Source organism: Caballeronia sp. HLA56, from assembly GCF_054655155.1.
The window spans coordinates 318,097-345,025 of record NZ_BAAHOB010000002.1; the positions used below are offsets into that span (position 1 = coordinate 318,097).

Consider the following 26,929-nt stretch of genomic DNA (forward strand, 5'->3'; position numbering starts at 1 on the left):
CTCATGCAGCCCGTTTCCCTTTCCGCGTATCTGCCCGAAGACTTTGCCGATGCCTTGCTGATCGGCCGCGTATGGCGTCCCGCGCCGGTGAACGGCCCAGCGGTCATTGCCGTGCGCCGGGGCGAAGTGTTCGACATTACGCGCGCCGCGCCGACCACAGCCGATCTCTTCGACAATCCCGACGCCGTGAACATCGCGCGCACGGCTGAAGGCGAACGCCTCGGCACCGTGGAAGATTTGCTGCAAGCCACGCTCGATGCCGCAACCGACAGTCCACGCCTGCTCGCGCCCTGCGACGTGCAGGCGGTGAAGGCGTGCGGCGTCACCTTCGCGGTGAGCTTGCTGGAACGCGTGATCGAGGAACAGGCGGGCGGCGATGCGACGAAGGCGAAGGAAGTTCGCGAGACCATCAACAAATTGATCGGCGCGGATCTTTCGAAGATCAAGCCCGGTTCGGAGAGCGCGGCCAAGTTGAAGGCGGAGCTGGAGCGGCGCGGCGCGTGGTCGCAATACATGGAAGTGGGCATTGGGCCGGACGCGGAAGTGTTTTCGAAGTCGCAGCCGATGTCGTCGGTGGGCTTTGGCGCGGACGTGGGGCTTTATCCGACATCGCAATGGAACAACCCGGAGCCGGAGATCGTGCTGGCGGTGAACGCGCGCGGAGAGATCGTTGGCGCCACGCTTGGCAACGACGTGAATCTGCGCGATATCGAAGGCCGTAGCGCGTTGTTGCTCGGCAAGGCGAAGGACAATAACGCTTCGTGCGCGATCGGCCCGTTCGTGCGCCTGTTCGACGAGCGCTTCACTTTGGACACGGTGCGCGGCACGACTTTGTCGCTGCGCATCGAAGGCGCGGACGACGATTTCGTGCTCGAAGGCGTGAGCCATATGAGCGAGATCAGCCGCGATCCCGCCGACCTCGTCAAGCAGACGCATGGCGCGCATCACCAATACCCGGACGGCTTCATGCTGTTCCTCGGGACGATGTTTTCGCCGATCAAGGACCGCGACACGCCGGGCGGCGGCTTTACGCATCATCTCGGCGACGTGGTGACGATTGCCACGCCGAGTCTGGGCGCACTCGTGAACACGGTGCAGCTTTCGACGGAAGTCGAGCCCTGGACGTTTGGGGTGCGCGCGTTGTATCGGAGTCTGGCGGCGCGTGGGTTGTTGGGCGGGGCGGCGGGTTGAGCGTTAGAGGATCGCCTGAACTTCAGCCTGCGCGCATGGCCCATCTGGCGACGCGCAGGTCATCGAGCGACAGCAGGCATTACGATCACGCGCCCAGCCTCGGCGGGCGCTTCATCCCCTTCGCCACCACCTGCACCGGCGTCTCCATGTACGGCGACAAATCCCGCTGTCGCCGTTTCTCCAGTAGCGCCTTCACCGCGACATCCACGCCGAATACCGCCTGACGCGCACCGAACTGCTCGACCGTCGCAAGCAGGCGCCCGTCTTCCAGCATCGGTTGCACGGCGTCGATGTTGTTATAGCCCGTGACCAGCACGCGGCCTTTTTTCCCGGCGATGCGAATGGCATCGATCGCGCCCATCGCGAGGGTATCGTTCGCGCACAACATGCCGCGCAAGGTCGGGCGCGTGTAGAGCATCTGCAGCGCAATGGACTTGCCGCTCGCGAGACTCCAGTCGCCCGCGTCGGCGGCCGCGACGCGCACGTTCGCCGCGTTCATCGCATCCCTGAAGCCGATGGCGCGCTGCTGCGCGTTGCGGTCGTTCGCCGGTCCTCCAATGATGCCGACTTCATCGCCCGCTTTCAGCTTCGAGCCGAGATAATTGCCGACGAGCCGCGCGCCCCGGCGGCTGTCCGGACCAACGAAGGGAATGGTGAACGCCGGGTCGTCGGCGTCGTCGTCGAATGCGTTGTCGATGGCGATCACGATGATGCCCGCGCGTATCGCCTTCGTGGCCGAGGGAAGCAACGCTTTCGAATCCGTCGGCGCGATCACGATGGCCTGAACCTTCGCATCGATCAAAGACTCGACGATTTGAATTTGCGCGGCGACGTCGTTGTCGCCCTGCGTGCCGCGCGCGATCAGATCCAGTTGCGACGCGAAATGGCGCTGGTAGTTGTTTGCGCCGTCGATCATGGACACGACGAAAGGATCGTTCACCGACTTCATCACGAGCGCGATGGTAGCGCGGCCATCGGCGGCGCGCGCATCGCGAACACGTACCAGGCCGCTCGCGCTCAGGGCGCACGCGGCAAGCAGACGGCGGCGGGCAAGGCTCGGCATCGGAATGGAGGGCGTTAGGGTCGCCCCATTGTAGCCGCAGGCGGGGAAGACGCTTGCCGAAACGCAGCGAACTACCGCGTGGCCACGTTCGACGGATGGATTGCGTTGAGCGGAGTGATGACGCGCACGGCCAGCGAACTATTGCGTGATCGCTCCCACTGCGTGAGGTGCGTTGAGCGGAGTAGAGCCGCAAGCGTCCAGCGAGCTACCGCGTGATCTCGACCGGAGCGTGTCTCGCGTCGAGCTAAACGGGAACTGCAAGCGCATACCGCGCCGATTGCAAAACCGCGCGCTTCAAAGAAACGGCCATCAGCTCTTCGCGCGCTTGCTCCACGCAATCGCTACGAACGCCGTGCACAGCGCTTCCATGCCCGTGGCGTCTTCATCGTCGAAGCGGCCGGGAATCGGGCTATCCACATCCCATACGCCGATCAGAGCGCCAGCGGCATCGACGAGCGACACGACGATCTCCGAACGCGACGCCGAGTCGCACGCGATATGACCCGGAAACGCCTCGACATCCGGCACGACTTGCGTGCGCCGGTCGCGTGCCGCCGTGCCGCACACGCCGCGTCCAAGCGCAATTCGCACGCACGCCGGCTTGCCTTGAAACGGCCCGACGACGAGCTCGGCGCCGTCGAAAAGATAAAAGCCCGCCCAATTCAAATCAGGCAGCGAGTGAAAAACCAGCGCCGAAAAGTTAGCCGCGTTGGCGATGAAATCGCTTTCGTCCGCCAGCAGCGAGCGCACCTGTTGAAGCAGATCGTCGTACTGGGCAGTTTTACTCGCGTGGGCCGACTGAGAGATCGAAAACATGATGGCGCAACCGCAATGTCGAAAAGTGTCGCCGACGATAGCACAACGCTCATCGCCACGCAGGCAAAGGCACGGACGCCCGAAACTTGGAACTGAAGGGTCTATCGCCTAGTGTGAAAGGCGCACATTCGTCGGGAGCGTTGCTTGCATCGCATGCCACGGATGGTTTTCATTCGCTGCTTAAAAGCAGGCTTGGGGAATTCCCTCACTTTACAAGAACGCGCCGCCGTTTTTAAATAAATCAACTTGATTTAATTAATGCCCCGCATGAGGGCGACACGAGACAACGAGCAGCGCTTCATGTGCTGACTCGACAGGAGACAGGCGCGTGAAACCAGCAAGCGGCAGAGGCAGCAACTCCGCGAACGTCCGGCGCTACAACGAACGCCTGCTGTTGCAGGCGCTGCGGCGCACCGAGCCCGCATCGAAGGCCGATCTCGCGCGTCACGCGAATCTGACGAGCACGGCGGTTGGCAGCATCATCGAATCGCTCGGCAAGGCCGGGCTCATCGAGTACACCGGACGCCGGATCGAAGGCCAGCGCGGTCAGCCGGCCGCGCTGATCCGGCTCGATCCGCGCGGCGCGTTCGGTATCGGCGTGCGGCTGGACCGCACCGGCATCGAGACGGTGCTCGTCAATTTCGCGGGCGACGTGCTCGGGCGCAGCGCCATCGACATGGTGCTGCCGCATCCGTCGGTCGTGCTCGAAATCGTGCGGCGCGATGTCGAACGGATGCTCGCGCTGCTTAGCGCGTCCGAACGTGAACGGCTCGCGGGCATCGGCATCGCGCAGCCGTTCAATCTCGGCAGCTGGCTGCGCGAACTCGGCCTGCCCGCCGAAAACTTCCGCGCCTGGGACGAAACCGATTTCCCCGACGCCCTCTCGCGCGCGCTCAACCTGCCCGTCTTCAGCGAAAACGACGGCAACGCCGCCGCCACCGCCGAACTGTTCTACGGTCACGGCCGCACGTGCGACGACTTCATCTACCTGTTCCTGGGCTCGGCGATCGGCGGCGGCATTGCCATCGACGGCGATTGTCTGCGCGGCGCATCCGGCAACGCGGGCGATATCGGCGTGATTCCCGTGCCGCCAAGCCGCCTGCCCTCCGCCCCGCAACCCGCTGGGCAGTGGGACATTTTGCTGTCGCGCGCCTCGCTCAATGCGCTCGTGCGGCATCTGCACTACAGCGGCGCGGCGGCGGACAACCGCGTCGACTTGCAGGCGTGCATCGAACAACGCCTGCCCGCCGTCGACGAATGGATCGAGGACTGCATCGAAGCCCTCGCGCCCGCGTTGCGCGCAACCCTGTGCGTGCTCGACGTGCCGATGGTCGTGATCGATTCCGACATCGACGGCGGCCTGCTCGACCGGCTCGTTGCACGCCTCCGGACCACGATGACCGCCAACGCGCCCGAGGCACGCGGCACGCCCGCGCTCGTGCGCGGCACCTTCGGCCCGGATGCGGGCGCGATCGGCGCCGCCACGTTGCCCATGTTCTACAACTTCTCCCCGCGCGCCGGCTTTCGCCACGCGGGCATCAAAACGCAAGAGGTGAACCATGCCGCATGACACCGCGGACCCGCGTACGCCGCTTTTGGAAATGCGCGGCATCAGCAAGACGTTTCCGGGCGTGCGCGCGCTGAACGACGTGCGTCTTTCGGTCTTTCCGGGCGAAGTGCATTCGCTGATGGGCGAAAACGGCGCGGGCAAATCCACGCTCATGAAAATCCTGTCGGGCGCGTATCAGGCCGATGCAGGCGGGCAGATTCTCATCGATGGCAAGCCGGTCGTCATCGACGGTCCGCTCGCGGCGCGTGCGCTCGGCGTCGCCGTGATTTATCAGGAACTGAGTCTCGCGCCCAATCTTTCGGTGGCCGAGAACATCTACGCGGGCCGCGAACTGCGCAAGGGCCGAGGTCCGTGGTCCGTCGTGGATCGCGCCGGCATGGAGCGCGGCTGCGTGGACGTATTGAAGCGGCTGGGCGCGTCGTTCAAGCCGCATACGCTCGTCGGCGATCTTTCCATCGCGGAACGGCAGCTCGTGGAAATCGCGCGCGCCGTGCACGCCCACGCGCGCATTCTCGTGATGGACGAGCCGACCACGCCGCTCTCATCGCGCGAAACGGACCGGCTGTTCGAGCTCGTGCGCACATTGCGCGCGGAAGGCATCGCGATCATCTACATCAGTCATCGCATGGCGGAGATTTACGAGCTGTCGGATCGCGTTTCCGTGCTGCGCGACGGCAGCTACGTCGGCACGCTCAAGCGCGACGAACTCTCCGCCGAGAGCCTCGTGAAGATGATGGTGGGCCGCGACATCTCCGGCTTCTACAAGAAGGAACACGCGCCTTACGATCCCGGCAAGATCGTGCTGTCGGTGCGCGATATCGCCGACAACCGCCGCGTGCGCGGCTGCAGTCTCGAACTGCACGCGGGCGAAGTGCTCGGCATCGCGGGACTCGTCGGCGCGGGACGCACGGAACTCGCGCGCCTCATCTTCGGCGCGGAGGAACGCACGCGCGGCGACATCCTGATGCACGGCAAGCCGCTCAAGGTGCGCACGCCGCGCGATGCCATCGACGCTGGCCTCGTCTATCTCACCGAAGACCGCAAGGGTCAGGGCCTGTTTCTCGACATGAGCGTGCGCGACAACATCAACGTCGCGGTCGCCGGACGCGATTCCAAGATGGGCGTGATGGACATCGCGCACGGCAACAACCGCGCGCGCGAGGCAATCGCCGCGCTCACCATCCGCGTGCCGAACATGCGGGTGAACGCGGGCGCGTTATCGGGCGGCAATCAGCAGAAGGTGCTGCTATCGCGTCTGCTCGAAACGCGACCGCACGTGCTGATCCTCGATGAACCGACGCGCGGTGTCGACATCGGCGCGAAGTCGGAGATTTATCGAATCATCAACGAACTGGCGCGCTCGGGCGTCGGCCTCATCGTTATTTCGAGCGAGTTGCCGGAAGTGATCGGCGTGGCCGACCGCGTGCTCGTCATGCGCGAAGGCCTGATAGCGGGCGAACTCGGCGGACATTCCGGCAAGCCGATTTCGCAGGAAGGGATCATCGAACTGGCGACGGGCTCGAAGGTCAAGCTCGATCAGGCCGCATAAAAGCACATTGGAGAGAGACATGGCTAACACCACCAAGCAGGACAACGTCGGGCCAGGCGCGGCGGAACGGCAGACGCGCATCGAACATCGCGAGCGCATGCAGGTGCTGATGCGCACCGCCGGCATGTTGCCGGTGCTGATTCTGCTGTGCATCGGCTTCGGCATCGTCACCGACGGCTTCTTCAGCCTGCAGAACATGTCGATCGTCACGCAGCAGGCGTCGATCAACATCGTGCTCGCGGCGGGCATGACCTTCGTCATTCTCACGGGCGGCATCGACTTGTCGGTCGGCTCGATCCTGTCCGCGGCGGCTGTCACCGCGCTGCTTGCGTCGAACCTGCCGCATCTCGGCTGGCTCGGCATTCCGGCCGCGCTTGCCGTCGGTCTCGGCTTCGGCGTGGTCAACGGGCTGCTGATCTCGCTGCTCAAACTGCCGCCGTTCATCGTGACGCTCGGTTCGCTCACGGCGGTGCGCGGCATTGCGCGGCTCATCGGTAACGATACGACCATCTTCAACCCGCAACTTTCGTTCGCGTTCATCGGCAACGACACGGTGCTCGGCGTGCCGTGGCTCGTGATCATCGCACTTGCGGTCGTCGCCATTTCGTGGTTCATTCTGCGCCGCACGGTGCTCGGCCTGCGCATCTATTCGGTCGGCGGCAATCCGGAGGCGGCGCGGCTCTCGGGTATCAAGGTGTGGGGCATCCAGCTTTTCGTCTACGCGATGTCGGGACTGCTCGCCGGTCTCGGCGCGGTGATGTCGGCGGCGCGGCTCTATGCGGCGAACGGTCTGCAACTCGGCCAATCGTATGAACTCGATGCCATCGCCGCGGTCATTCTCGGCGGCACGAGTTTCGTGGGCGGCGTGGGGTCGATCGTCGGGACGCTGGTCGGGGCGCTGATCATCGCCGTGCTGTCGAATGGACTCGTGCTGCTCGGCGTGTCGGATATCTGGCAGTACATCATCAAGGGGCTCGTCATCATCGGCGCGGTGGCGCTCGACCGTTACCGCCAGCGCGGTTCGGCCCGAACCTGAAGTTTCGCTTTGAAAACACCGGGCGCATGCAGGTCCGCCTGCGCCCGTCCAACTCGAATGGACCCACTGGAGACAACAACATGCGCAAACACAACAAGCTTTTCGCCAGCGTCGCACTCGCAGTCGGTTTTTGCGCGGCGCTGCCCGCCGCGCAGGCCGCCGACAAGCAACTGAAGTCGGTCGGCATCACGGTCGGCTCGCTCGGCAATCCGTACTTCGTGACCATCTCGCGCGGCGCGGAAGCCAAGGCCAAGCAGATCAATCCGAGCGTCAAGGTCACGGCGGTATCGTCGGATTACGACATGAACAAGCAGTTCACGCAGATCGACAACTTCATCTCCGCGCACGTCGACATGATCCTGCTCAACGCGGTCGATCCGAAGGCGATCGAACCCGCCGTGAAGAAGGCGAAGGCGGCGGGCATCGTGGTGGTCGCGGTCGACGTGGCCGCTGCCGGAACGGACGCCACCGTGCAGACCAACAACGTGCAGGCGGGCGAACTCGCGTGCGATTTCCTCGCGAAGAAGCTCAACGGCAAGGGCAACGTGGTGATCGAGAACGGGCCGCAGGTTTCGGCCGTGACGGATCGCGTGAAGGGTTGCAAGGCGGAACTGGCGAAGAATCCGGGCATCAAGGTGCTATCCGACGACCAGGACGCGAAGGGTTCGCGCGAAGGCGGCATGAACGCGATGCAAGGTTATCTCACGCGGTTTCCGAAGCTCGACGGCCTCTTCGCGATTAACGATCCGCAAGCCATCGGCAGCGATCTCGCGGCGAAGCAACTGCGTCGCAACAATATCGTGATCACGTCGGTGGATGGCGCGCCGGATATCGAAAACGCGCTCAAGACCGATACGCAGATTCAGGCTTCCGCGAGTCAGGACCCGTGGTCGATGGCGCAGCAGGCGGTGAGCGTCGGTTATGACTTGATGAACGGCAAGAAGCCGAGCAGCACGATGATCCTCATGCCGTCGACGCTCGTCACGCGCGAAAACGTGGCGAATTACAAGGGCTGGTCGTCGCCGCGTTGAGGTTCGACGTGACGTAGGCGCGAAAGAAGGCGGCGAATGCGTCGCCTTCTTTTTTCGGATCGCCCCTGCGCTCGCTCATCTGATCGGCAACACGCGCAGCGCGCTCGTCTTGCCCGACGACGCACCCGCGCGATCCACCGCGATCAGCCGCTTGCGCGCGACATCGACGGCCACGCCGCGAGGCGCGTCGAAGTCGCTGGCGATGACCGCCGCCGTACCGCGCTTCGACACACTGCACAACGCGTGCGCGCCGCATTTCGTGTAGAGCGTGCCATCGGGCGATGCGGCCATGAGATCGGGCGCATCGACGGTGGCGAACACATTGGTGGCCTGCACCGGGCCGCCCGCCGTGCGCGCGTCCTGCAGATCGACCTTGAAGATGCGGTTCGCCGCCTGATCGCTGATGAACAGCGTGTCGCCGACGACCGCGAGGCCCACCGGCTTCTTCAGGCCGATGACGAGATCGCGCTCGGTCACGCTGCCCGGCGTCGCGCCGCGTGTGATCAGGCTAACGCCGCCCATCGACGGCGCATCGCCTTCCTTGCCGAACCAGCTCGACAAAAACGTGCCGCTGTCCAGCACGACGAGCCCGAGGCGGCGTCGCGACGGGTTTGCATCGGCGGCAAGTGCGACTTGTCCGCTCGCGGCGATGTCGAACACCGCGCTGTTCTTGCCGAAGCCGAAGCGCTCGACGAGCAGATGTCCGTTCGGCGCAAACGCAATCTGACTGAGCGCGCCGCGCTCGCCTTCCTGCGCGGGAATGCGCGCGTAGAGCGAAAAGTCGGGCGATGCAGCGTCGAGATTCGAGGTCATCACGATGCTGTTGGTCTTGTCGTCGGTGACGAACACCGCGCCATCCGACGCGCGCACCGCGACGCCGTTCGGCGAGCCGGAAAGCTGGACCGTCTGCGGCGCGCTGACCGAGCCTCCGCCCGAAGTGCATGCGGCGGTGACGAGCGCCAAAATCGCGATCCACGCAGGACGACGGCTCATGAAGGCTCTCCCGTTGGCCGGAAAACGATAGTTGTGAATAATGCCGCATCCATGATCATCATGCCGCGAAAGGCATGGCATCGTACAATCTGCCGTAATATATTCAGCGATACATCGCATCCGCCCGGTCATCGCCATGAATCACGCGCATTCGCTCAGCCTTTCACCTGTCGTTCAGATTGGCGGCGCGGTCGAACGTCCGCTCGTGCTCGATGTCGCCGCCTTGCGCGAGTTTGCGAGCGCGAGCATCGATCCCTTCGATCTCGTCTGCTTTTCGACCGGACGTTATATTCGACCAGTGGAACGATATCAGGGCGTGCAGTTGCGCGTGCTGCTCGACGCCGCTGGCGTGCGCCGTCCCGGCAGCACGGATTTCAAGCGCACCGTGTTTCTCGCGCATGCGCACGATGGCTATGCAGTGACGTTTTCCTGGCATGAGCTTTTCAACACGCCCGTGGGCGAGCAAGTGATCGTGGCGTATGCGTGTGCGGACCGCGAACTCGGCGTCGAAGATGGCCTGCCGGTGCTGGTGGCCGGCGCGGATACGGTGCACGCGCCGCGCCACCTGAAGCGGCTGGTACGCGTGGATGCCCACGTGCTCGGCAGCGGCCACTCGCCATGAACGTGAACGCGGCGGCGCGCGCCCTTCTCGCCCGAGCGGCTCACGCAGCCGTGCCCGATACGGTGTTGTTCGCGCGGTTGATCGGCGCGCGCATGGAAGCCGGCGATGTATCGTTGCTCGGTCTTAACAAGCCGGAACTCGATGCCCTGACCACGCGCCATTTCACGCAGACAATCGACGGCGATCATACGCCGCCGTCGACGCCGCACCGCGTGTTCGTACACGATCTTCATGCGCTTCTGATGCACCATGACGTGACGCTGACACATTCTCCCGACGACGCGCATTGTCTCGCGATGATCATCGCCACGGCGTGCCTGCGTCCCGACCATTTATGGCGCGATCTCGGACTCGATGGCCGCGCCGATGTCAGCGCCATGCTCGAACGCCATTACCCCGCGCTCGCCGCGCGCAACGTCGACGAAATGCGCTGGAAGAAGTTCCTGGCGTACGAGGTGGCGAGCGCAAACGGCGTCGCGCCGACCTGCGCGCCGGGCTGTCCGGGTTGCGAGGATTACCGCTTCTGCTATCCGTTTCGCCAGTAGCGTTCGGAGGGTCTCGTTCGTGTATTCTCTCGGGCATGGCCACATCCCTCAAAACGAAACCTGCGGCGACGGCCCAAGAAGCTGTCGAAGTGCGCTTTCGCATGCGCATCCGCAAAGGTGAAGCAATCGCGCTCGGGCCGGGCAAAGTGGTGCTTCTCGAAGCCGTGCGCGAACACGGTTCGATCTCGGCGGCGGCGCGCAGTCTCGGCATGTCGTATCGGCGCGCGTGGCTGCTCATCGACGAATTAAACCGCTCGCTGAAGTCGCCCGCGACCGTCTCCGAGCAAGGCGGCCAGAGCGGCGGCGGCTGCGTGTTGACGCCCGTGGGCGAACGCATCGTGCAGCTTTACCGCGATATCGAAACCGAAGCGCACGCCGCGTGCGCCGGACACATCGGCGCACTGACGAAGCTCCTCAAGTCCTAACCGTGGCGCAGGCAGAACGCCGAACGCGGCGGCGCGCTCGTGCGGCTCACGCGCTCGTCGACGTCCAGCCGCGCGACGAATTCCACGAAACTCGCCACGCTCGCCGTGCGCAACGGCGCGTAGTCCACGCCGTGACGGTCGCAGACGCGCTTCAACGTGTTCATCGAATCATGGTCGATGCAGTCCACCGGAAACAGCACCACGTCCGCGTTCGGCAGCGCGGCGGCGAGCAATCCCTTGCGATCCTCGATACCGCCATCGTGCACGGTGAGCGCGCCGCCTGCCGTTTCGACGAGCGACTTCAACACGGCGTTCGAGTTCGGTCTGCCGCCCACATAGACGATGCGTTTGCCGTTCACCCAGTCGAAGGCGCGCTGACGCGTGTCGGACGCTTCGGCGTTATCGAGCGTCGCGCGTTCCAGCGCCGCGCATTCCGCCTGCACGACTTTCAATAGCGCTTGTGCCTCGGCGAGCCGCGCGCGCAGCGTCTCGGCTTCGTCCTCTTCCTGCTGCGCGCGCCGTTCCGCGACTTCGCGACGGCTCGTATGCAGCGCGAGACGGCGCTCGCCTTCCTCGGCCTTTTCGCGCAGGCGTCGCACTTCTTCCTCGAGTTCGCTCGGGTCCGTCTCCGGCTTGCGTTCGACTTGCGCCGCGAACTCGCTCAACTGGCGCAGCGACGCGTCGCGCTCGCCGCTCACATCCAGCAGACGCGTCTGCTGCCGTTCGATCTTGTCGCGCAGCTCCGCGTTCTCTTTTTCGAGCGCCACGAGACGCCGGATATCCGCGCGATTCGCCGCGCCCACGAGATGCGAGAGCATGTGCAGCTCGCCAAACGCCGACTGCCGCACTTCGATATTCGCGTGCGGATGCGTCATCAGCGCCCAGTAGGCGGGCGGGATGTCGCCGGACTTGAGCGCATCGGACCAAAGGTCGAGGAGTGCGTCGCTGCTGCGCGCGGCATCGAAACGGCGGAGCGCGCCTGAATAACGTTCGTCGAGCGCCTTGTTGAGCGCCTTCGCGCCCGCGCCGCCCGCAATCGCCAGTTCGACCGCCGCGTGGTGAATGTCGAGATCGCTCGCGTGATGACGATCCAGGTTCGTGAACTTCGGCACCAGCTTGCGCAACTCGTTGGTGGAGAGACAAGTACCGATAATCGAGCAATGCAGATGCGAATCCAGCTCGGAGAGCCGCACGCGCTTCTTCGCGCCGCGCGCGTCCGCAGCCACGGCCGCGACTCGTTGCGGCTGCGGCTGCGGCTCGCAACATGCGTCGGACGTGCGCGCGTGCATGTCGATGCGAGTCGGGCGGGCAAGTGGAAACGGAGGGGCCTGCATGATCACCTCATGTTCGATCGGGCGGGAATGGTCGGTCCGCGTCTGTTTTCGCAATATACCACCGAATATAGCGAGGGCCGTCCGGCAAGCGGCAGTGCGGCGAGCGTGCCGCACACGGCGTATCCTGTGGCTTCTGCGCGGCCGGGACGGACGAAACGGATGCAAACATATGCAAACGGAGGCAAGCGCCCCGCCCCTCGCCGCCGCACGGTTTCCATCGCACAAGCATGCTCACAAGGAGAATCTGAATGGCAAGGGTTGAAGTCAAGGTTCCGCAGCTTTCCGAGTCTGTCACCGAGGCAACGCTGTTGCCCTGGAAAAAGAAAGCGGGCGACCCGGTGACGCAAGACGAAATCCTCGTCGAACTGGAAACCGACAAAGTCGTGCTGGAAGTTCCCGCGCCGTCGTCCGGTGTGCTGGGCGAGCTTCTCAAGAAGGAAGGCGATATCGTCCACGCGGATGAAATCCTCGCCGCCATCGATACGGAAGGAAAAGCCGCGGCAGCGCCCGCTCCGGCTCCGGCTGCCGAGAAGCCGGCCGCCGCGCCTGAAAAGCCCGCCGCCGAACAACCGGCCGCTGCCGCGGCGCCCGCGCCCGCGCCTCAAGCCGAATCCGGCGAGAAAGCCGATTACGACGTCATCGTGATCGGCTCCGGTCCCGGCGGCTATATCGCCGCGATCCGCGCCGCGCAACTCGGCTATTCGGTCGCGTGCGTCGAAGAGTGGATCAACCCGGCCGGCAAGCCGAAGCTCGGCGGCACGTGCCTGAACGTCGGCTGCATTCCGTCGAAGGCGCTGCTCGCATCGTCGGAAGAATTCGAGAATGCGCGACTGCATTTGGGCGATCACGGCGTGAACGTCGAGAACGTGAGTTTGGATCTGACCAAGCTGATCGGCCGCAAGGAAGCGATCGTCGAGAAGATCACGGGTGGCGTCGAGTTCCTTTTCCGCAAGAACAAGGTCACCTGGCTCAAGGGCCACGGCAAGCTCGCGGGCAAGGCTGGCGGCAACTTCACTATTGAAGTGAGCGGCGGCGACAAGGACGGCAGCCACACGGCGAAATACGTGATCATCGCGACGGGGTCGAAGGCGCGTCATTTGCCGAACGTGCCCGTGGATAACCGCATCGTCTCCGACAACGAAGGCGCGCTCGCCTTCGATTCCGTGCCGAAAAAGCTCGCCGTGATCGGCGCAGGCGTGATCGGTCTGGAACTCGGTTCGGTGTGGCGGCGGCTCGGCGCGGAAGTGACCATACTCGAAGCGCTGCCGGACTTCCTAGGCTCGACCGACACCGCGCTGCAAAAGGAAGCCGCCAAGCAATTCAAGAAACAAGGCTTGACGATCCACCTCGGCGTGAAGATCGACAGCGTGAAGACGAGCGACGCGGGCGTCTCCGTGTCTTACAAGGACAAGGACGGCAACGCGGCGACGCTGGATGCGGACCGTCTGATCGTCTCCATCGGCCGCGTGCCGAATACGGCCAATCTTGGTCTCGACTCGATCGGGCTCGCCGCCGATGAGCGCGGCTTCATCCCCGTCGATGGCCATTGCGCGACCAAGGTGCCGAACGTCTATGCCATCGGCGACGTCGTGCGCGGTCCCATGCTTGCGCACAAGGCCGAAGACGAAGGCGTGCTGGTGGCGGAGATCATCAACGGTCAGAAGCCGCACATCGATTACAACTGCATTCCTTGGGTAATCTACACGCATCCGGAGATTGCATGGGTCGGTCAGACCGAGCAGGCGCTGAAGGCCGAGGGCCGCGACTTCAAGGCCGGCCAGTTCCCGATGATGGCCAACGGCCGCGCGATGGGCATTGGTGAAACGGACGGCTTCATCAAGGTGATCGCCGATGCGAAGACCGACGAGATTCTCGGCGTGCATATCGTCTCGGCAAACGCGTCGGATCTGATTGCCGAAGCCGTGGTGGCGATGGAGTTCAAGGCGGCGTCGGAAGACATCGGCATGATCTCGCACCCGCATCCGTCGCTGTCGGAGGTGATGCGGGAAGCGGCGCTTGCGGTGAACAAGCGCGCGCTCAACATCTAGAGCCGCTCAGACTCGCCGCGGCATCCACACCCGCAATAGCGAATACAGCCGATCCACATCGATCGGCTTCGCCAGATAATCGCTCGCGCCCGCGGCGAGGCATTGCTCCTGATCGTCCTTCATCGCCTTCGCGGTGATCGCGATGATCGGGAGCTTCTTGAAGCGCGCATCTTCGCGGATGCGTCGCGTCGCTTCCAGTCCATCCATGCCGGGCATCATCACGTCCATCAGTACGACGTCGATGTCCGCGTGCCGGTCGAGCGCCTCGATGGCTTCGAAACCATTGCGGCCGATCGCCACTTTCAAACCCTGATGCTCCAGCGCGCTCGATAACGAAAAGATGTTGCGGATGTCGTCGTCCACCAGCAGCACGCGGCGTCCGTCGAGCACGCGGTCGCGCGAACGCGAGACGTGCAGCATCGCCTGGCGATCCGCCGACAGGTCGGATTCGACCTTGTGCAGGAAGAGCGTGACTTCATCGAGCAGACGTTCCGGCGAACGCGCACCCTTGATGATGATCGACTGCGAATAACGCATGAGTTCCGCTTCTTCGTCGTGAGTCAGATTGCGGCCCGTGTAGACGATCACCGGCGGAAACGACAAGGCATCCGTCGACGCCATCTGCCGCAGCAGATCGCCACCTTGCATGTCGGGCAGCTTCAGGTCGATGATCATGCAGTCGAAGATGGTCGTCTTCAGCAACTCCAGCGCGTCCTTGCCGAACTCGACAGGCGTGATTTCCACGTCCTGATCGCTGATGAGTTCGACGATGCTTTGCCGCTGCCGCGCATCGTCCTCGACCAGCAGCACGCGCTTGATCTTCTGACTGCTCTTGTCGGCGAGCCGCTGGAAGATGCCCATGAGTTGTTCGCGCGTGGTCGGCTTGACCGCGTGGCCGATCGCGCCGAGGTGCAGCGCGGCCTCGCTTCTGTCCGACGCCGACACGACATGCACGGGAATATGCCGCGTCTTCGGGTTCGCCTTCAACTCTTGCAGAACGACGAGCCCCGAGCGATCCGGCAAGCCGATATCGAGCAGAATCGCGCTCGGCGAACGTTCTTGCGCCAGCCGCAGCGCTTCGCCCGCCGTGCCGCTCACGATGCAGCGATAACCCAGCTCGTGGGCCAGATCGAGCAGCACTTGGGCGAAGCTCGCTTCGTCTTCGATGACGAGCACCAGGCGCCGGCCGGCGGCTGCGGCGTCGAGCCGGTCGTCGTCGATCACGGGCGTCGGTGTGACCAACGCGGCCACGTCATCGAGTGGCGCATTTGGCGTCTCCGCCGAAACGGGCGCGGGTGCAGGCACAGGCGCCACGAGTTCGAGCGCGTTTTGCACGGGCGGCGTGAGGGCGTCATAGATGACCGGCATCGTAAGCGTAAAGGTGCTGCCCACGCCCGGCGTGCTCTGCAACGCAATCGACCCGCCGAGCAGATGCGCGAGACTGCGCGAGATCGACAAGCCCAGACCCGTGCCGCCGTAGTGACGGCTCGTGGTGCCATCGGCTTGCTGGAACGCTTCGAAAATCGCTTCCTGCTGATCCGGCGCAATGCCGATGCCCGTATCCGTCACGACGAACTGCACCGCGTCCTTGCCCGCGTTCTTCAGCGTGAGCGAGACCGTGCCCGAGTCGGTGAACTTCACCGCGTTGGCGAGCAGGTTCTTGAGTATCTGCTCGAGCCGGCGGAAGTCGGTCGTGAGCGTCGGATATTGCTCGATGTCGTTGCGCAGTTCGAGCTTCAGCTTCTTCTGACGGGCGAGCGGCTCGAAGGTGCGCGAAAGCGTATCCACGATGCGCTGCACGGGCACATGCTCGATGTGCAGATCGAGCTTGCCCGCTTCCACCTTCGACAAGTCGAGAATGTCGTTGATCAGATTGAGCAGATCGTTGCCCGCCGAATAGATCGTCTGCGCGTACTTGATCTGATCCTGCGTGAGATTGCCGTGCTTGTTCTCCGAGAGCAGTCTCGCGAGAATCAGCGAGCTATTGAGCGGCGTGCGCAACTCGTGCGACATGTTCGCCAGGAACTCGGACTTGTAGCGGCTTGCGCGCTGCAAGGCCTCGGCGCGCTGCTCCAGCACTTCCTGCGCCGAGTTCAGCGCCGCGTTGCGTTCGTCGAGCACGCGCGCCTGTTCCGCGAGTTGATCGTTGGTCTGTTCGAGCTCGGCCTTCTGGTTCGCGAGATACACCTGCGCCTGCGACAGCGCGTTGGTCTGTTGCTCCAGTTCCTCGTTGGTCGTGCGCAGTTCTTCCTGTTGCGTCTGCAACTCTTCGTTCAACTGCTGCGTCTCTTCGAGCACTTGCTGCAAGCGCTCGCGATACTGCGCCGCCTCCACGAAGTCGCCGATATTCCCCGCCACCGACAACATGAACTGGCGCTCGCGTTCCGTGAGCGCGTGCATCGCGCCGAGTTCGATGGCGCCGTTTGCCTCGCCCTCGTTTTCGATCGGGACGACGACGAGGCTCGTCGGCGTGGCCGAGCCGAGCGAAGAGGTGACCTTCCAATAGCCGGCCGGCACTTCGTCCACGTTCGTCAGGCGCTTCGAATGCACGGCCTGCCCGACGAGACTCTTCACGCCCGCGAGCGTCTGCGGCGACGTCTCGCTGTCCGGGTCGAAGCCGAAGCTCGCGGTGCGCCGGAGCGCGCCGTCGACATCGACGACGTAGAACGCGCCTATCGATACCTTGAGGTAGTCGGCCAGAAAGTCGAGCACCGTCTGGCACAACTGGTCGAGCGACTGCCTGCCGATCACCTGCGCCGCGAGCAGCGTCTGTCCCTCGCGCAGCCACGCCTGCTCCTGCAACGCGCGCGTCTGCTTCTCGTGTTCGCTGAGTGCCAGGCCATACGCGTTCGAAAGCTGCAAGAGCTCGCGGCGGCCGAAGACCGCCAGAATCACTGAAAGCGACAGGCTCAGCACGAGAAACACGATGACGGTAATGGACGTCAGTTCCTTCGCCGACTCCACGCGCTGAATTCGCAGCGTCTGCTCGATGTTGAGAAACGCGTCCAGCTCGCGCACCGTCTCGGCGCGTTCCGCCGCACCGCCTCCGGCACGCATCTGCGCGAGCGCATTACCGTTGGCGCGACGCTCGGCGATCACGGCATCGGCGACCTTGTCCCATTGCGTCTGCAACGCGCGGATGCGGATCATGCGGTCCACTTGCGGCGTGTTGTCCGAGACGAGCGCGGCGAGCGTATCGATATCGGCGGTGAGCTTGGGTTTGGCGGTCTCGTAAGGCGCGAGGAAGCTCTCGTCGCCGGTGAGCAGATAGCCGCGTACCGCGCTTTCCTTCTCGCCGACGAGCCGCCCGATTTCCTGCGTATTGCCGATCACGCGTTCCGAGTGCTCGACCCAGTCGATGCCCGAGAGCAGATACAACACGAGAGCGACGAACGCGACCGCGGTGACGATGCCCGTCCCCAACGGCAGCGCGATATTTCGCAAGAGAATGCGACGAAACGTGGTTTCATCGACACCGGACCGCAATGGCATGGACAACTCCGATGGATATGGTTTCGTGAATGACGCTCGGTACGCGGCGCACGTATTTGCGCGCTTCGGCCGACGCGCATGTGAAGATTTTTTCAAATCAGGCCGGTGCGAATCATAACCGGTCGGCGCTTGGAAACGCTTGAAGGCGCTTGAAGGCGCTTGATTGGCGCTTGATGGCATCGCCCAATACGAACGCGCCTTTCGATCCGCGACGTTGCCCAAACCGGCACGTCCGTTCGCGCTCTTTCACTTTGCTGAACAATTGCGCGGACCACCTTACAATGCACGGCAGCGGCGGGCGGCGCAATCCAAATGGTGAGCGCACGCCGGTCGCTTGGCTTTGGCTGTTCGCTGGTGCTTCTGATTGTGACTGTGCTTATAACCGACCTCGGCGGCCGGTCCCGGCCGCACGAATCAATCGACTTTTGGAGAGGATATGAAAGCAACGCTTGCCAGTAAGCTCGTCGTTTCCGTCATCGTGGCTGCATTCGGTGTTTCCGTCGCGCCGCTGTCTTTTGCTCAGACCAGCAGCACGACGGACGCGACTCAAGCCGCACCGTCGACCAAGGCGCAACGTAAAGCCGCCCGCAAGCAGGCACGCGCGAAGAAGAATGCCGAGCTGAAGAAGCTCGAAGACGCGGGCTACAACCCCGCGAAGCGCGATGATTCCACGTATCCGCAAGACGTCCAGAACGCTCAGAAGAAAGCGGGCATCGGACAAGGCGCAAGCCAGTAAGTCGCTGTGAAGCTCCCGCGCCTTCGGGTGCGGGAGTTTAATCGCGCGCTGCTTGCTCCGCGCGCGCCACGCAACTGAACGATACCGTCGAAGTCTGTTCTTCGAGCGAGCGTATGCCGCTCGTCGCTTCGGATCGGATCGACACGCGTTGATCGCGTTGCTTGCAGTAGTCGTTGGCGGCGTCCATTGCGGCACTGCGCGCGGTCGACCAGGACATGCGAGTGCCGGTCGCCTTGCCGGTCACGGTGTAGACATCTGGCTGCGAGCCGGCCGTGACTTCGCTCGTGGTCCCGCACGCGGTGAGTGAAAGAGCGAACGCGAGCGCGCCGCACAGACGCGCGAGTGTGAAGAATGGTAAAGACATACGCTTGAAATGAGCCGTGATTGATGTACGGCCCGCATATTACAAGCGCCCGCGATTTTCTTCACGGGTCAGAGGAAACACAGCGCCTGCGCTTCAGGATTGCGCGATGCGATCGAGCAGCCGCTGAAGCCGCGTATGCTGACTCGGCGCGAGTCCCGGCGTCGATAGCGCCTGCACGACGCGGTTGCGCCAGTAAGTCTTCGAAAAAAGCGAATTCGCGCCTTCGAGATTCAGCACCTGTTCGAGATGCTCGATCGCGGAATCGAGATGACCGATGTTGTAGACGGCGGCATCCGCGCTGAGTTGGTTCATGGACTCACCCGTATCGACATGTCGGACGTCATCGACGCGCCACGCGCGCTTGAACGCATGACGCGTCGCTCCTTGCTCATCAATGCATGTGCTGGCCGCCGTTGATGGCGATATTCGAGCCGGTCACGAAGCCCGCGTCTTCCGAGCACAGGAACGCGACGAGCGCCGCGACTTCTTCCGGCTTGCCAAGTCGCCCGGCTGGAATCTGCGGAAGGATCTTCGAGTCGAGAATGTCTTGCGGAATCGCGGTCACCATCTTGGTGGCGAGATAGCCTGGGGAGATCGTGTTGACCGTCACGCCCTTTTTCGCCACTTCGAGCGCGAGCGACTTGGTGAAGCCATGCATGCCCGCCTTAGCCGCCGAATAATTGGTCTGCCCGACTTGCCCCTTCGATCCATTGACCGACGAAATATTGACGATGCGGCCCCAGCCGCGCGAGACCATCTCCTCGCAAACCGGCTTCGTCATATTGAAGACGGAATCGAGGTTCGTGCGCAGGACGGAATCCCAGTTCACCTTGCTCATCTTCTTGAAAGTCGTGTCCTGCGTGATGCCCGCATTATTCACGAGGATATCGACGGGACCGACTTCATGCTGGATTTTCGCGACGCAGTGCTGGCTGGAATCGTAATCGGCGACATCCACTTCGTAGGCGCGAAAGGCGCGGCCCTGACGATCCATGTTCGCGAGCCACTCGGACGCCGACGCGTTTCCCGGCGAATGCGTCACGACGACAGCGAAACCCGCATCGTGCAATTTGATACTGATGGCTTCGCCCAGTCCGCCCATGCCGCCCGTTACCACTGCAATTCGCTTGGTCATTGATGATAGCCCTCGTTACGTTTCTCTCAGATCGATGATGTTCAACTGCTTCTCGCGCCGCACTTTTGGTTTGCAGTCTCGCGGCGCGAAGATGTCATGCAAAAGCATGCTTGCCCGAAATGTTCGGAAAGCGTCCTCCAGTTGCTGGCGTGGCAGCCTTTAGCACGCCGCGCCTATGCATTCAGTCGATGCAACGACAAATTCAGTAATGTCGATTAAGGAAGTTTTGCACCAAACGGTGCACCAACTAGCTTGCAAAAATCGAATGGTCCATTTAATGGGCCTTATTGAAAATCTCTCAGGTTCAGCGTTTGTCCTCGTGTACCTCCGGCTGTGCAAGAATCGCGAGCAAGCGACTCCGTCGCACGGATATCGTGCGAATGCGCAAACGGAGACTTGAAGTTGTTCGATGAATGGTGCTTGTGCGTCGCACCAATTGACACTGATTTTAAACGACAAAGGTGGACAATAAATTGCATATTACTAGGTAATAACCCTAGTTGGAGTAAAAAGTCCTTTGAGTTGCAGCAGATGCATTGTCTAAAGGACCGCACGGCCGTTCATTAATCATCTTATTCAGTCGAAGTCTTGCATGACATTAATCCGTCCGTATAAGGACGGGCAATCTGCAAATAAGACGTGTGATCACAATTCACTATTTGGATCGTTACAGATATGCTTTGGTTATCACAAAACCTTCCGAAAACTTATACGAACGATGACGGAGCGGAATATCAACATTTCACCTTCGGGTTAATCGGCTTTTCGATTGATAAAGATCGGGCGTATGAGCGACCTCTTTATATGCGCTCAAGCGCCGCACAGAAAGTTCGCCCCAGCCGATTATCAAAGCTCCAAAACAAGCCGCGATCCTTTCGCGCGTGAGCAGCACGTCATCATGCGGCGATTCGATTGCCGCTCTGCTCTAGTCAGGACCACATCGCGATGATCGATTTCTCCGTCGAGCACGCGCACTTCGCAAGAGCCGCATAAACCTTCTTCGCAATCGCTTTGCACATCGACGTTTGCGCGCCTCAGTGTCGCAAGCAAAGTTTCCCCCGCTCCAACCGTCAGCGTGAAGCCGGAGTCCTTCAGTTCCACTTCGAACGCGTGCTCGCTGCCGGGATCGAGTTCACTGAGTGTCGATTCGAAATGTTCCGTGGTGAGCGCGTCTTCCGGCCACGCGTCGCTGACTGCGGCGAGCGCATCGAGCATGCGCGCGGGACCGCATGCATAGACTTGCGTGCCGCCATCGACGTGCAGCGACGCGAAGTCGATGCGCTCGCCTTCCGCCGACACATACACACGCAGACGGTCGCCATGAAGCGCGGTGAGTTCATCGACGAACGCCATCGACGCGCGCGAGCGGCCGCTGTAGTGCACTTCGTATTCGATGCCAACGGCGCGCGCGCGCCGCGCCATCGCACCGATCGGCGTAATGCCGATACCGCCCGCGATCAGCACGAGCCTGTCAGCGGTCTCGTCGAGCCGGAAGTGATTGCGCGGCCCGCGAATGCGCCAATGCGCGCCGGGCTTCACATTGCCGTGCACCCATGCCGAGCCGCCGCGACTCTCCGTGTCGCCGCAGACGACATCGATATGCGAACCCGCCGTCCAGCGCGGCAGCGCGCGGCCATCGGCGGAAGCGAGACGCACGCGCACGACGCGATCCGCGCACGCCTCCACGCTTTCGACGACCACCGGCCGGCTCACCGCATGCGCCGACGGCTCGCCGATCCGCACCACTTCGCGCGCATCGCGCACCGACGCGTCCGCGCGCTCCGGGTTCATCGCCGGGTCCCATTCCACGAACACGTGCTCGGGTCCGCGAAACGAAGTGTTCGGCACATAGGTAAAGCGCTGCTCCGCGAGCTTCATGTGCGGCAAACGGCGCGTGAGTTCGTCGAGGAAAATCTGCATCTCCATGCGCGCGAGATTCTTGCCCATGCATTGATGCGCGCCGTAGCCGAAAGTCAGTTGATCGCTGGCGTTTTCGCGGCGGATGTCGAAGAGGTCGGCGTCGGCGAACTGATGCTGATCGTGATTCGCCGATGAGGTCACGATCAACAGCTTCGAGCCCGCCGGAATCGCGATGCCGCCGATGACCACGTCCTTCGTCGCGCGCCGCCGCCACGCCGCGACCGAACCGTTGTGGCGCAAGCATTCCTCGACCGCGTTCGGAATGAGGCTCGGGTCGTCGCAGATGTCGCACCACGCGTCGGGATGTTGCAGCAGCAGCTTCATGGCGTTGGCGGTCGCGTTTGCGGTGGTTTCGTGCGCGGCGACGATACCCGCCATCATCATCGAATGCAGATAGGAGTCGGTGACGACTTCGGGCTGCTCCTTTTGCTTGCGGATGCCGTACTGCATCCAGCCGGGACCGGACGGATCTTCGCGCATCTTGTCGAGCACCTTGCCCGCGTACTGCCAGAAATTGCCGACCGCGTGCGCCACGGCGACCTGCTCTTCGGGCTTCGGACGACCCCATGTATTGACCGTATGCGCGATCGAGTAGCGGCGCAACGTGTCCATGTCTTCCTCGGGCACGCCGAGAAAATGCAGCGCGACGGTGAGCGGCACTTCCCAGAGCATCTGATCGACGAGATCGGCGCGGCCATCGTCGATAAAGCGATCGACGTAGCTGCGCGTGAGTGCGCGGACCATCGGCGCGTGATGCGCGAGCTCGTCGGGCGTGAAGGGCTCGATCAGCGCGCGGCGGCGCGGCATGTGCGCGGGCTCGTCTTCGTTGACGAGCGTGCGGTTGAGCGCAAACCCGTAGGACGCGAGGACGGCGTTGGCTTCGGGACCCGTGGGCGTGATCTTTTCGAGCGCGATCGACGGACTGAACGTGAGGTTGTCGCGGAAGATCGCCTTGATGTCGTCGTAGCGCGTGACGACCCAGTAGCCGAGCTTCGGACTATAAAAGACAGGCTCCTGCTCGCGCGCCCAGCGAACATATTCGGGCGGGTCTTGCTGATAGCCGTCGCCGAAGGGATCGAAACTGGCCGCGCGCGAGCTGACAGGGCAGCCGTTCGGGGCGAGAGAGGCATCGTCGTGCAGGGGGCATTGCGGCGCGCTGCTCATCTTCGTCTCCTGTGTTCGTGCTCTTTTAGTCTCCAATAGTATGCATGGAGTCACGCGAGCGAACAGGTTTCAACGAGCGCTCACCACTTCCACCGCACGCCGAGACCGCCTTCGATCGCGCTGCGACGCGCGCCGCCGATATTCGTCGTGTAATTCACGTTGGCGAACGCGCTGCCGCGTGCGCTCACCTTCGCGACGATACCCGCACCGAGTTGCGCGGTCGTGGCGGATACGCTCGTCGGAATCACGGTCGATGCGGCGAAGGTCACGGTATCGGTGGCGCCGAAGTAGCGCCAGAGGTTCGCGCGCAAATAAGGCTGCCACGAAGTCCCGGCCGCATCGAAGTTGGCGAACAAACGTAGGCCGAGCCGCCCGATCAGACCGCTCGCTTCATCGAACGATACGTGCGAGATGCCGTCATCGATATCGTCGAGACTCGCGTGCTGCCAGATCAGTTGCACTTGCGGCTCGATGCCGAGGCCCGCGGGCAGCGCGATGGGCAGCCCTGCTTCGAACGATGCGGCGAATGTCGTGCCGTGTGTGCTGGCGCCGACGCCGCGGTTCGATACCGGATCGGCGGTGAGCGTGCTGCCGAGCACGACGGCATCCGTGTACCAGCCGCCGGGGCCGATATGCGTCCAGTAGAGGCCGGCGCTGTAGGCATCGACCGAGAGATGGCCCACGGCCGAGTTGGGGAAGCCGAGCGCGAAGCCGCTGACATCGCCGCTTGCGCGCGCGAAGCCGAGGAAAAAGCCATAGTGATTGCGATGACCGGTGGAGCTGGCATTGGCGTACACATCGTGTCCGACTTGCGCGCCGCCGATTCCACCGCTGAATTCTGGGTCCGCCGCGCCGCTGTTGCGCAGCGTCGCGTGGCCGCCCCAGACGCGCGCCCATGCGGCGGGCAGCGCGCCGGTTTCGCCTAGCAATGACTGCTCGCCCTGACGTTCGTGGAATGTGCCGATTTGCTGGATCGCCAGTTCGCGCATGATGATCTGCACTTCGGTGTAGACGGGCACTTCGGTTCGATAAAGCGGCGTCGGAGCCGCGCCAGGCGGTGGCGGCGGCGGAAGCGGTGGTGTTCCGGCGGCGGCGGTTGGAGTCGGTGGGTTTGGTGTTGGTGTCGGTGTCGGTGTTGGCGTTGGCGTTGGCGTTGGCGTTGGCGTTGGCGTTGGCGTTGGCGTTGGCGTTGGTGTTGGTGTTGGCGTTGGCGTTGGCGTTGGCGTTGGCGTTGGCGTTGGCGTTGGCGTTGGCGTTGGCGTTGGCGTTGGCGTTGGCGTTGGCGTTGGCGTTGGCGTTGGCGTTGGTGTCGGTGCCGGTGTCGGTGCCGGTGTCGGTGTCGGTGTCGGTGTCGCGGGCGTAACCGGAGCCGGAGGCACGCTCGACCGCAGATACCAGTTGTCAGCCGTTCCGTCACTGACACCACCCTTGAACAGGTAATACTGGAAAGCGCCCGCCGCTACCGGATGCGCCAGCGTGAACGCGCCCGCCGATGTCGTCGCGCCGTTGGTTGCCCGCACGACCTGGATCCCGTCGTTCGCCGTGAGCCCACCAGCGCCGCCGACGTTAGTTACGCCAATCGAAGTCGTCCCGGCGCCCACGCCTTGCGCAATCACGAGTCTGTCGCTCGGCGCGCCGTCCGCGCCTACGACGCTCTGCACCAGCAGCCGGCCGTTGTTGCCCGTGTAGTTGCCATTCACGACGAACGCATCGCTCGTACTCGCGCCGCCGTTCGTCAGGTCGATCGTTCCCGCGTTGTTCAGCGTAACGAGTTGTCCGGCGACGGCGGGCTGGATCGCCGCGCGCCCGATGCCGCCCGCCAAAATCGTGCTCGTCGCATCGAGATCGAGTAATCCGGCGCCGGTCGTGGTATCGCCGAGCGTCAGGCCGTTTGCATCGAACGTGAGTTGCGTTGCATTCGATGCAGTAATCGTCTCCCAACCGACGAAGCGGTTCAGCCCGCTCACTTGCGAATTGTCGAATGTCAAAGCGTCGATGCCCGCGCCGCCGTCGATGCGCGTCGTCGCGGCGAATGTCGCATCGGTCAGATTGCGAATCGTGGCAGTGTCGTTGCCCGCGCCAAGCGACACCGGCCCGCTGATCGCGCCGCCGCTCCAGGCGAGCGTGTCCGCTCCGCCCGTCGTCGTCACGCCCTGACCGATCGTGCCGCCCGTGATGGTCAGCGTGTTCGTGCCGCTGCCGAGATCGACCCGTCCGCCAATCATCCCGCCCGAAAGCGAGAAAATGTCGTCGTTCTGGGCGGCGGTGACGTTGCCATCGATTTGTCCGCCGGACATCTTGAAGACGTTGTTGCCGATGTTCAAGTCCGCTGTGCCGATGCGCCCGCCCGTGATTTGCGCAACATCGCCATTCGCGAACAAGCCGACGATGCGTCCTCCGGACATCGTGAGCGTGTCGCGTCCATCGCCTTGATCGAGCGAATCGAGCTGGCCCGCCGTCATCGTGAAGGCGTCGATGCCATCGCCCTGGCGAACCTGTCCCGTGACCGTTCCGCCATGCATGTTGAACGTGTCGCTTCCGGTATCGGTGCGCACGGCAACGCCCGCGCTTCCGGCAATCACGCCCGTATTGCTGATCGACACGTTGATGCGCCCGTTCGCCACGACGGCCTCACCGGTGTCGCCGCGAATCGTCCCGGAGTTGCTGATCGTCTCGGCTCCGTTGGCAATCGTCACGCCGGTCGCGCCTTGAATCGTGCCGGCGTTGTCGAGCGTGCCGCCGCCGTTCGCTGCGATCCCGCTTGCCTGCTGACTCACGATGCTCGCGCCCGCCGCATTCACGAAGGACACGCGCCCGGTGATGGAGGCGCCCGTTCCGCCAGCGCCTCGCGCCGTGATCGTGCCGGTGTTGGCGATTGCGCCTGGCGAGGCATCGAGCGAAGCGATGCCATGCGCGCCATCGCCCGACACGTCGATCGCGCCATTGTTCGTGATGACGTTGCCGCCCGTACTGGCGTTGACAAAGACGCCGTGCGCCAATGCACCGGTCGTCGTGATCGTGCCGTTGTTCACGAGGGAATCGCCATGCGTCACGGCGGCCATGCCGTACGAGTTCGCGCCGCTCGTCGCGACGCCTCCGTCATTGATCAGCGTGCCGCTGCCCGAACTTTGAGAGTCGATCATCGCTGCGGCGTTCGCACCGTTCGTGCGGATGACGCCCGTCGATTCGTTGTGGATCGTGACCGCGGCAGCGGAGTTGAAGATGCCCGCTGCGCCCGAGCCGGTGGTAAAGACGGCGCCGCGGTTCAGCAGCGTATTGCGACCGGCGCCAATGCCTTGACTGGTCATGGCATTGGCGCCGCCAGCATTGATCCGCAGCGTGCCGCTGTTGCTTGCGAGGCTCGTGTCGCGGATGAGGATGCCGTTGTTGCTACCGACATCGAGTTCGGCGCCGGGCAACACGTCGATCGTCACGTTGACGCTGCCTGAAACCGCCATGACCGGCGAGGTCGAGGGATTGGGCACGCGGGTATCGCACGTAGCCGTCTCGCCGGATTGCGGTGCGTTGTTATCACATGCGCCCAGAGCCGGCAGCGCACGCGAAAGACAAAAGACACCGAACGCGAGCGATAACCCTCGAACGAGCGGCGTCAGGTGAACAGCGGGCCTTAAGCAGTTCATGTTTTTTCCGACGCCCCGACTGTTTCGTTTTTCCTGGCGTGGATGCGGAGAGTTGCACGCACGCCAACGACCGACTCACCTGCTACCACGGTGCAAAGGTCAGGTTAGTGCACGGGTTTCATTTAAGCAAAGCATGCTGAAAAATCTATCGCGTCGGCGTTTTCAGGGACTTCGTCTTTGATGGATGGTCGTTGAAAGGCTTTGTGCCATCACTCCGTCCTTAAGCCATTTCGACTACTCGGCCGTTCTATCTA

20 protein-coding genes and 1 pseudogene are annotated in these 26,929 nt (G+C 63.2%); 11 read left to right on the forward strand and 10 right to left on the reverse strand.

Annotation, left to right across the window (positions count from 1 at the left end; genetic code table 11):
* Window positions 1-3 precede the first annotated feature (3 nt).
* Window positions 4-1,191: a fumarylacetoacetate hydrolase family protein gene (locus tag ACYQ47_RS07880; protein ID WP_310391554.1), complete on the forward strand. Its 1,188-nt coding sequence runs from the start codon at window positions 4-6 to the stop codon at window positions 1,189-1,191.
* Between the two features lie 85 nt (window positions 1,192-1,276).
* Here ACYQ47_RS07880 and ACYQ47_RS07885 read toward each other — a convergent pair whose 3' ends face one another.
* Both ACYQ47_RS07885 and ACYQ47_RS07890 read right to left on the reverse strand, forming a co-directional pair.
* Window positions 1,277-2,254, reverse strand: coding sequence for a substrate-binding domain-containing protein (locus tag ACYQ47_RS07885; RefSeq protein ID WP_244829897.1), 978 nt, complete (start codon window positions 2,252-2,254; stop codon window positions 1,277-1,279).
* Between the two features lie 309 nt (window positions 2,255-2,563).
* Complete coding sequence (locus tag ACYQ47_RS07890; protein ID WP_459905012.1) at window positions 2,564-3,070, reverse strand: GAF domain-containing protein; 507 nt, start codon at window positions 3,068-3,070, stop codon at window positions 2,564-2,566.
* Between the two features lie 328 nt (window positions 3,071-3,398).
* Here ACYQ47_RS07890 and ACYQ47_RS07895 point away from each other — a divergent pair, with 328 nt between their 5' ends.
* The 4 genes from ACYQ47_RS07895 (at window position 3,399) to ACYQ47_RS07910 (ending at window position 8,256) form a co-directional block, all read left to right on the forward strand.
* Window positions 3,399-4,640 (forward strand): ROK family transcriptional regulator, encoded by a 1,242-nt coding sequence (locus ACYQ47_RS07895; RefSeq protein WP_250494370.1) that lies wholly within the window; start codon window positions 3,399-3,401, stop codon window positions 4,638-4,640.
* Window positions 4,630-6,189, forward strand: a complete 1,560-nt coding sequence (locus tag ACYQ47_RS07900; protein ID WP_459905013.1) for a sugar ABC transporter ATP-binding protein — start codon at window positions 4,630-4,632, stop codon at window positions 6,187-6,189. Before ACYQ47_RS07895 ends, ACYQ47_RS07900 begins: the two co-directional genes overlap by 11 nt.
* Window positions 6,190-6,208: 19 nt before the next feature.
* On the forward strand, window positions 6,209-7,225 hold the full coding sequence (locus ACYQ47_RS07905) for an ABC transporter permease subunit (RefSeq protein WP_244829893.1): 1,017 nt from the start codon (window positions 6,209-6,211) through the stop codon (window positions 7,223-7,225).
* An 80-nt stretch (window positions 7,226-7,305) separates the two neighbouring features.
* On the forward strand, window positions 7,306-8,256 hold the full coding sequence (locus ACYQ47_RS07910; RefSeq protein WP_244829892.1) for an ABC transporter substrate-binding protein: 951 nt from the start codon (window positions 7,306-7,308) through the stop codon (window positions 8,254-8,256).
* Between the two features lie 75 nt (window positions 8,257-8,331).
* On the opposite strand, the gene ACYQ47_RS07915 is transcribed toward ACYQ47_RS07910, so the two are convergent.
* Entirely contained in the window at window positions 8,332-9,249 is a 918-nt protein-coding gene (locus ACYQ47_RS07915) for an NHL repeat-containing protein (RefSeq protein WP_250528035.1), read from the reverse strand.
* A gap of 136 nt (window positions 9,250-9,385) precedes the next feature.
* On the opposite strand from ACYQ47_RS07915, the gene ACYQ47_RS07920 reads away from it, so the two are divergent.
* From ACYQ47_RS07920 to ACYQ47_RS07930, 3 genes are read left to right on the forward strand one after another with little or no spacing between them, the layout of a single operon-like run.
* Window positions 9,386-9,871, forward strand: coding sequence for a molybdopterin-dependent oxidoreductase (locus ACYQ47_RS07920; protein ID WP_459905014.1), 486 nt, complete (start codon window positions 9,386-9,388; stop codon window positions 9,869-9,871).
* Complete coding sequence (locus tag ACYQ47_RS07925; protein WP_309958278.1) at window positions 9,868-10,416, forward strand: nitrogen fixation protein NifQ; 549 nt, start codon at window positions 9,868-9,870, stop codon at window positions 10,414-10,416. Before ACYQ47_RS07920 ends, ACYQ47_RS07925 begins: the two co-directional genes overlap by 4 nt.
* A 35-nt stretch (window positions 10,417-10,451) precedes the next feature.
* A complete protein-coding gene (locus tag ACYQ47_RS07930; RefSeq protein ID WP_244829888.1) occupies window positions 10,452-10,841 on the forward strand; it encodes a winged helix-turn-helix domain-containing protein in 390 nt (129 codons plus the stop codon).
* Here the strand turns inward: ACYQ47_RS07930 and ACYQ47_RS07935 are convergent.
* Window positions 10,838-12,175 carry a DUF2325 domain-containing protein gene (locus ACYQ47_RS07935; RefSeq protein ID WP_459905015.1) on the reverse strand — a complete coding sequence of 446 codons (1,338 nt, stop codon included), beginning with the start codon at window positions 12,173-12,175 and terminating at the stop codon, window positions 10,838-10,840. The genes ACYQ47_RS07930 and ACYQ47_RS07935 overlap by 4 nt on opposite strands.
* A gap of 248 nt (window positions 12,176-12,423) precedes the next feature.
* Between ACYQ47_RS07935 and ACYQ47_RS07940 the strand changes: the two are divergent.
* Both ACYQ47_RS07940 and lpdA read left to right on the forward strand, forming a co-directional pair.
* Window positions 12,424-12,642, forward strand: a pseudogene (locus ACYQ47_RS07940) (biotin/lipoyl-containing protein); the annotation flags it as partial.
* A 171-nt stretch (window positions 12,643-12,813) separates the two neighbouring features.
* Window positions 12,814-14,223 (forward strand): dihydrolipoyl dehydrogenase, encoded by a 1,410-nt coding sequence (gene lpdA, locus ACYQ47_RS07945; protein ID WP_459905480.1) that lies wholly within the window; start codon window positions 12,814-12,816, stop codon window positions 14,221-14,223.
* A gap of 6 nt (window positions 14,224-14,229) precedes the next feature.
* Here the strand turns inward: lpdA and ACYQ47_RS07950 are convergent, their stop codons facing one another.
* Window positions 14,230-17,715, reverse strand: coding sequence for a response regulator (locus ACYQ47_RS07950; RefSeq protein WP_459905016.1), 3,486 nt, complete (start codon window positions 17,713-17,715; stop codon window positions 14,230-14,232).
* Window positions 17,716-18,151: 436 nt separating this feature from the next.
* Here ACYQ47_RS07950 and ACYQ47_RS07955 point away from each other — a divergent pair, with 436 nt between their 5' ends.
* Window positions 18,152-18,451 carry a DUF4148 domain-containing protein gene (locus tag ACYQ47_RS07955; protein WP_244829885.1) on the forward strand — a complete coding sequence of 100 codons (300 nt, stop codon included), beginning with the start codon at window positions 18,152-18,154 and terminating at the stop codon, window positions 18,449-18,451.
* A 37-nt stretch (window positions 18,452-18,488) separates the two neighbouring features.
* Here ACYQ47_RS07955 and ACYQ47_RS07960 read toward each other — a convergent pair whose 3' ends face one another.
* The 5 genes from ACYQ47_RS07960 to ACYQ47_RS07980 all read right to left on the reverse strand — a co-directional run bounded on the left by ACYQ47_RS07960 (window position 18,489) and on the right by ACYQ47_RS07980 (window position 26,675).
* Window positions 18,489-18,815: a hypothetical protein gene (locus tag ACYQ47_RS07960; protein ID WP_244829884.1), complete on the reverse strand. Its 327-nt coding sequence runs from the start codon at window positions 18,813-18,815 to the stop codon at window positions 18,489-18,491.
* Window positions 18,816-18,908: 93 nt separating this feature from the next.
* On the reverse strand, window positions 18,909-19,127 hold the full coding sequence (locus ACYQ47_RS07965; RefSeq protein ID WP_244829883.1) for a hypothetical protein: 219 nt from the start codon (window positions 19,125-19,127) through the stop codon (window positions 18,909-18,911).
* Window positions 19,128-19,206: 79 nt separating this feature from the next.
* A complete protein-coding gene (phbB, locus tag ACYQ47_RS07970; protein ID WP_244829882.1) occupies window positions 19,207-19,950 on the reverse strand; it encodes an acetoacetyl-CoA reductase in 744 nt (247 codons plus the stop codon).
* 846 nt (window positions 19,951-20,796) lie between these two features.
* Window positions 20,797-23,034 carry a cytochrome P450 gene (locus ACYQ47_RS07975; protein WP_459905017.1) on the reverse strand — a complete coding sequence of 746 codons (2,238 nt, stop codon included), beginning with the start codon at window positions 23,032-23,034 and terminating at the stop codon, window positions 20,797-20,799.
* 80 nt (window positions 23,035-23,114) lie between these two features.
* Window positions 23,115-26,675, reverse strand: coding sequence for an autotransporter family protein (locus ACYQ47_RS07980; protein ID WP_459905018.1), 3,561 nt, complete (start codon window positions 26,673-26,675; stop codon window positions 23,115-23,117).
* Window positions 26,676-26,929 lie beyond the last annotated feature (254 nt).

What these genes read in the sequence shown, in the direction of transcription:
- ACYQ47_RS07880 (WP_310391554.1), top strand. Translation starts at nt 4, where the DNA reads ATGCAGCCCGTTTCCCTTTCCGCGTATCTGCCCGAAGACTTTGCCGAT.
- ACYQ47_RS07935 (WP_459905015.1), bottom strand. Translation starts at nt 12,175, where the DNA reads ATGCAGGCCCCTCCGTTTCCACTTGCCCGCCCGACTCGCATCGACATG.
- ACYQ47_RS07915 (WP_250528035.1), bottom strand. Translation starts at nt 9,249, where the DNA reads ATGAGCCGTCGTCCTGCGTGGATCGCGATTTTGGCGCTCGTCACCGCC.
- ACYQ47_RS07900 (WP_459905013.1), top strand. Translation starts at nt 4,630, where the DNA reads ATGCCGCATGACACCGCGGACCCGCGTACGCCGCTTTTGGAAATGCGC.
- ACYQ47_RS07925 (WP_309958278.1), top strand. Translation starts at nt 9,868, where the DNA reads ATGAACGTGAACGCGGCGGCGCGCGCCCTTCTCGCCCGAGCGGCTCAC.
- ACYQ47_RS07905 (WP_244829893.1), top strand. Translation starts at nt 6,209, where the DNA reads ATGGCTAACACCACCAAGCAGGACAACGTCGGGCCAGGCGCGGCGGAA.
- ACYQ47_RS07910 (WP_244829892.1), top strand. Translation starts at nt 7,306, where the DNA reads ATGCGCAAACACAACAAGCTTTTCGCCAGCGTCGCACTCGCAGTCGGT.
- ACYQ47_RS07965 (WP_244829883.1), bottom strand. Translation starts at nt 19,127, where the DNA reads ATGAACCAACTCAGCGCGGATGCCGCCGTCTACAACATCGGTCATCTC.
- ACYQ47_RS07960 (WP_244829884.1), bottom strand. Translation starts at nt 18,815, where the DNA reads ATGTCTTTACCATTCTTCACACTCGCGCGTCTGTGCGGCGCGCTCGCG.
- ACYQ47_RS07920 (WP_459905014.1), top strand. Translation starts at nt 9,386, where the DNA reads ATGAATCACGCGCATTCGCTCAGCCTTTCACCTGTCGTTCAGATTGGC.
- ACYQ47_RS07885 (WP_244829897.1), bottom strand. Translation starts at nt 2,254, where the DNA reads ATGCCGAGCCTTGCCCGCCGCCGTCTGCTTGCCGCGTGCGCCCTGAGC.
- ACYQ47_RS07975 (WP_459905017.1), bottom strand. Translation starts at nt 23,034, where the DNA reads ATGAGCAGCGCGCCGCAATGCCCCCTGCACGACGATGCCTCTCTCGCC.
- phbB (WP_244829882.1), bottom strand. Translation starts at nt 19,950, where the DNA reads ATGACCAAGCGAATTGCAGTGGTAACGGGCGGCATGGGCGGACTGGGC.
- ACYQ47_RS07950 (WP_459905016.1), bottom strand. Translation starts at nt 17,715, where the DNA reads ATGCCATTGCGGTCCGGTGTCGATGAAACCACGTTTCGTCGCATTCTC.
- ACYQ47_RS07955 (WP_244829885.1), top strand. Translation starts at nt 18,152, where the DNA reads ATGAAAGCAACGCTTGCCAGTAAGCTCGTCGTTTCCGTCATCGTGGCT.
- ACYQ47_RS07930 (WP_244829888.1), top strand. Translation starts at nt 10,452, where the DNA reads ATGGCCACATCCCTCAAAACGAAACCTGCGGCGACGGCCCAAGAAGCT.
- ACYQ47_RS07980 (WP_459905018.1), bottom strand. Translation starts at nt 26,675, where the DNA reads ATGAACTGCTTAAGGCCCGCTGTTCACCTGACGCCGCTCGTTCGAGGG.
- ACYQ47_RS07890 (WP_459905012.1), bottom strand. Translation starts at nt 3,070, where the DNA reads ATGTTTTCGATCTCTCAGTCGGCCCACGCGAGTAAAACTGCCCAGTAC.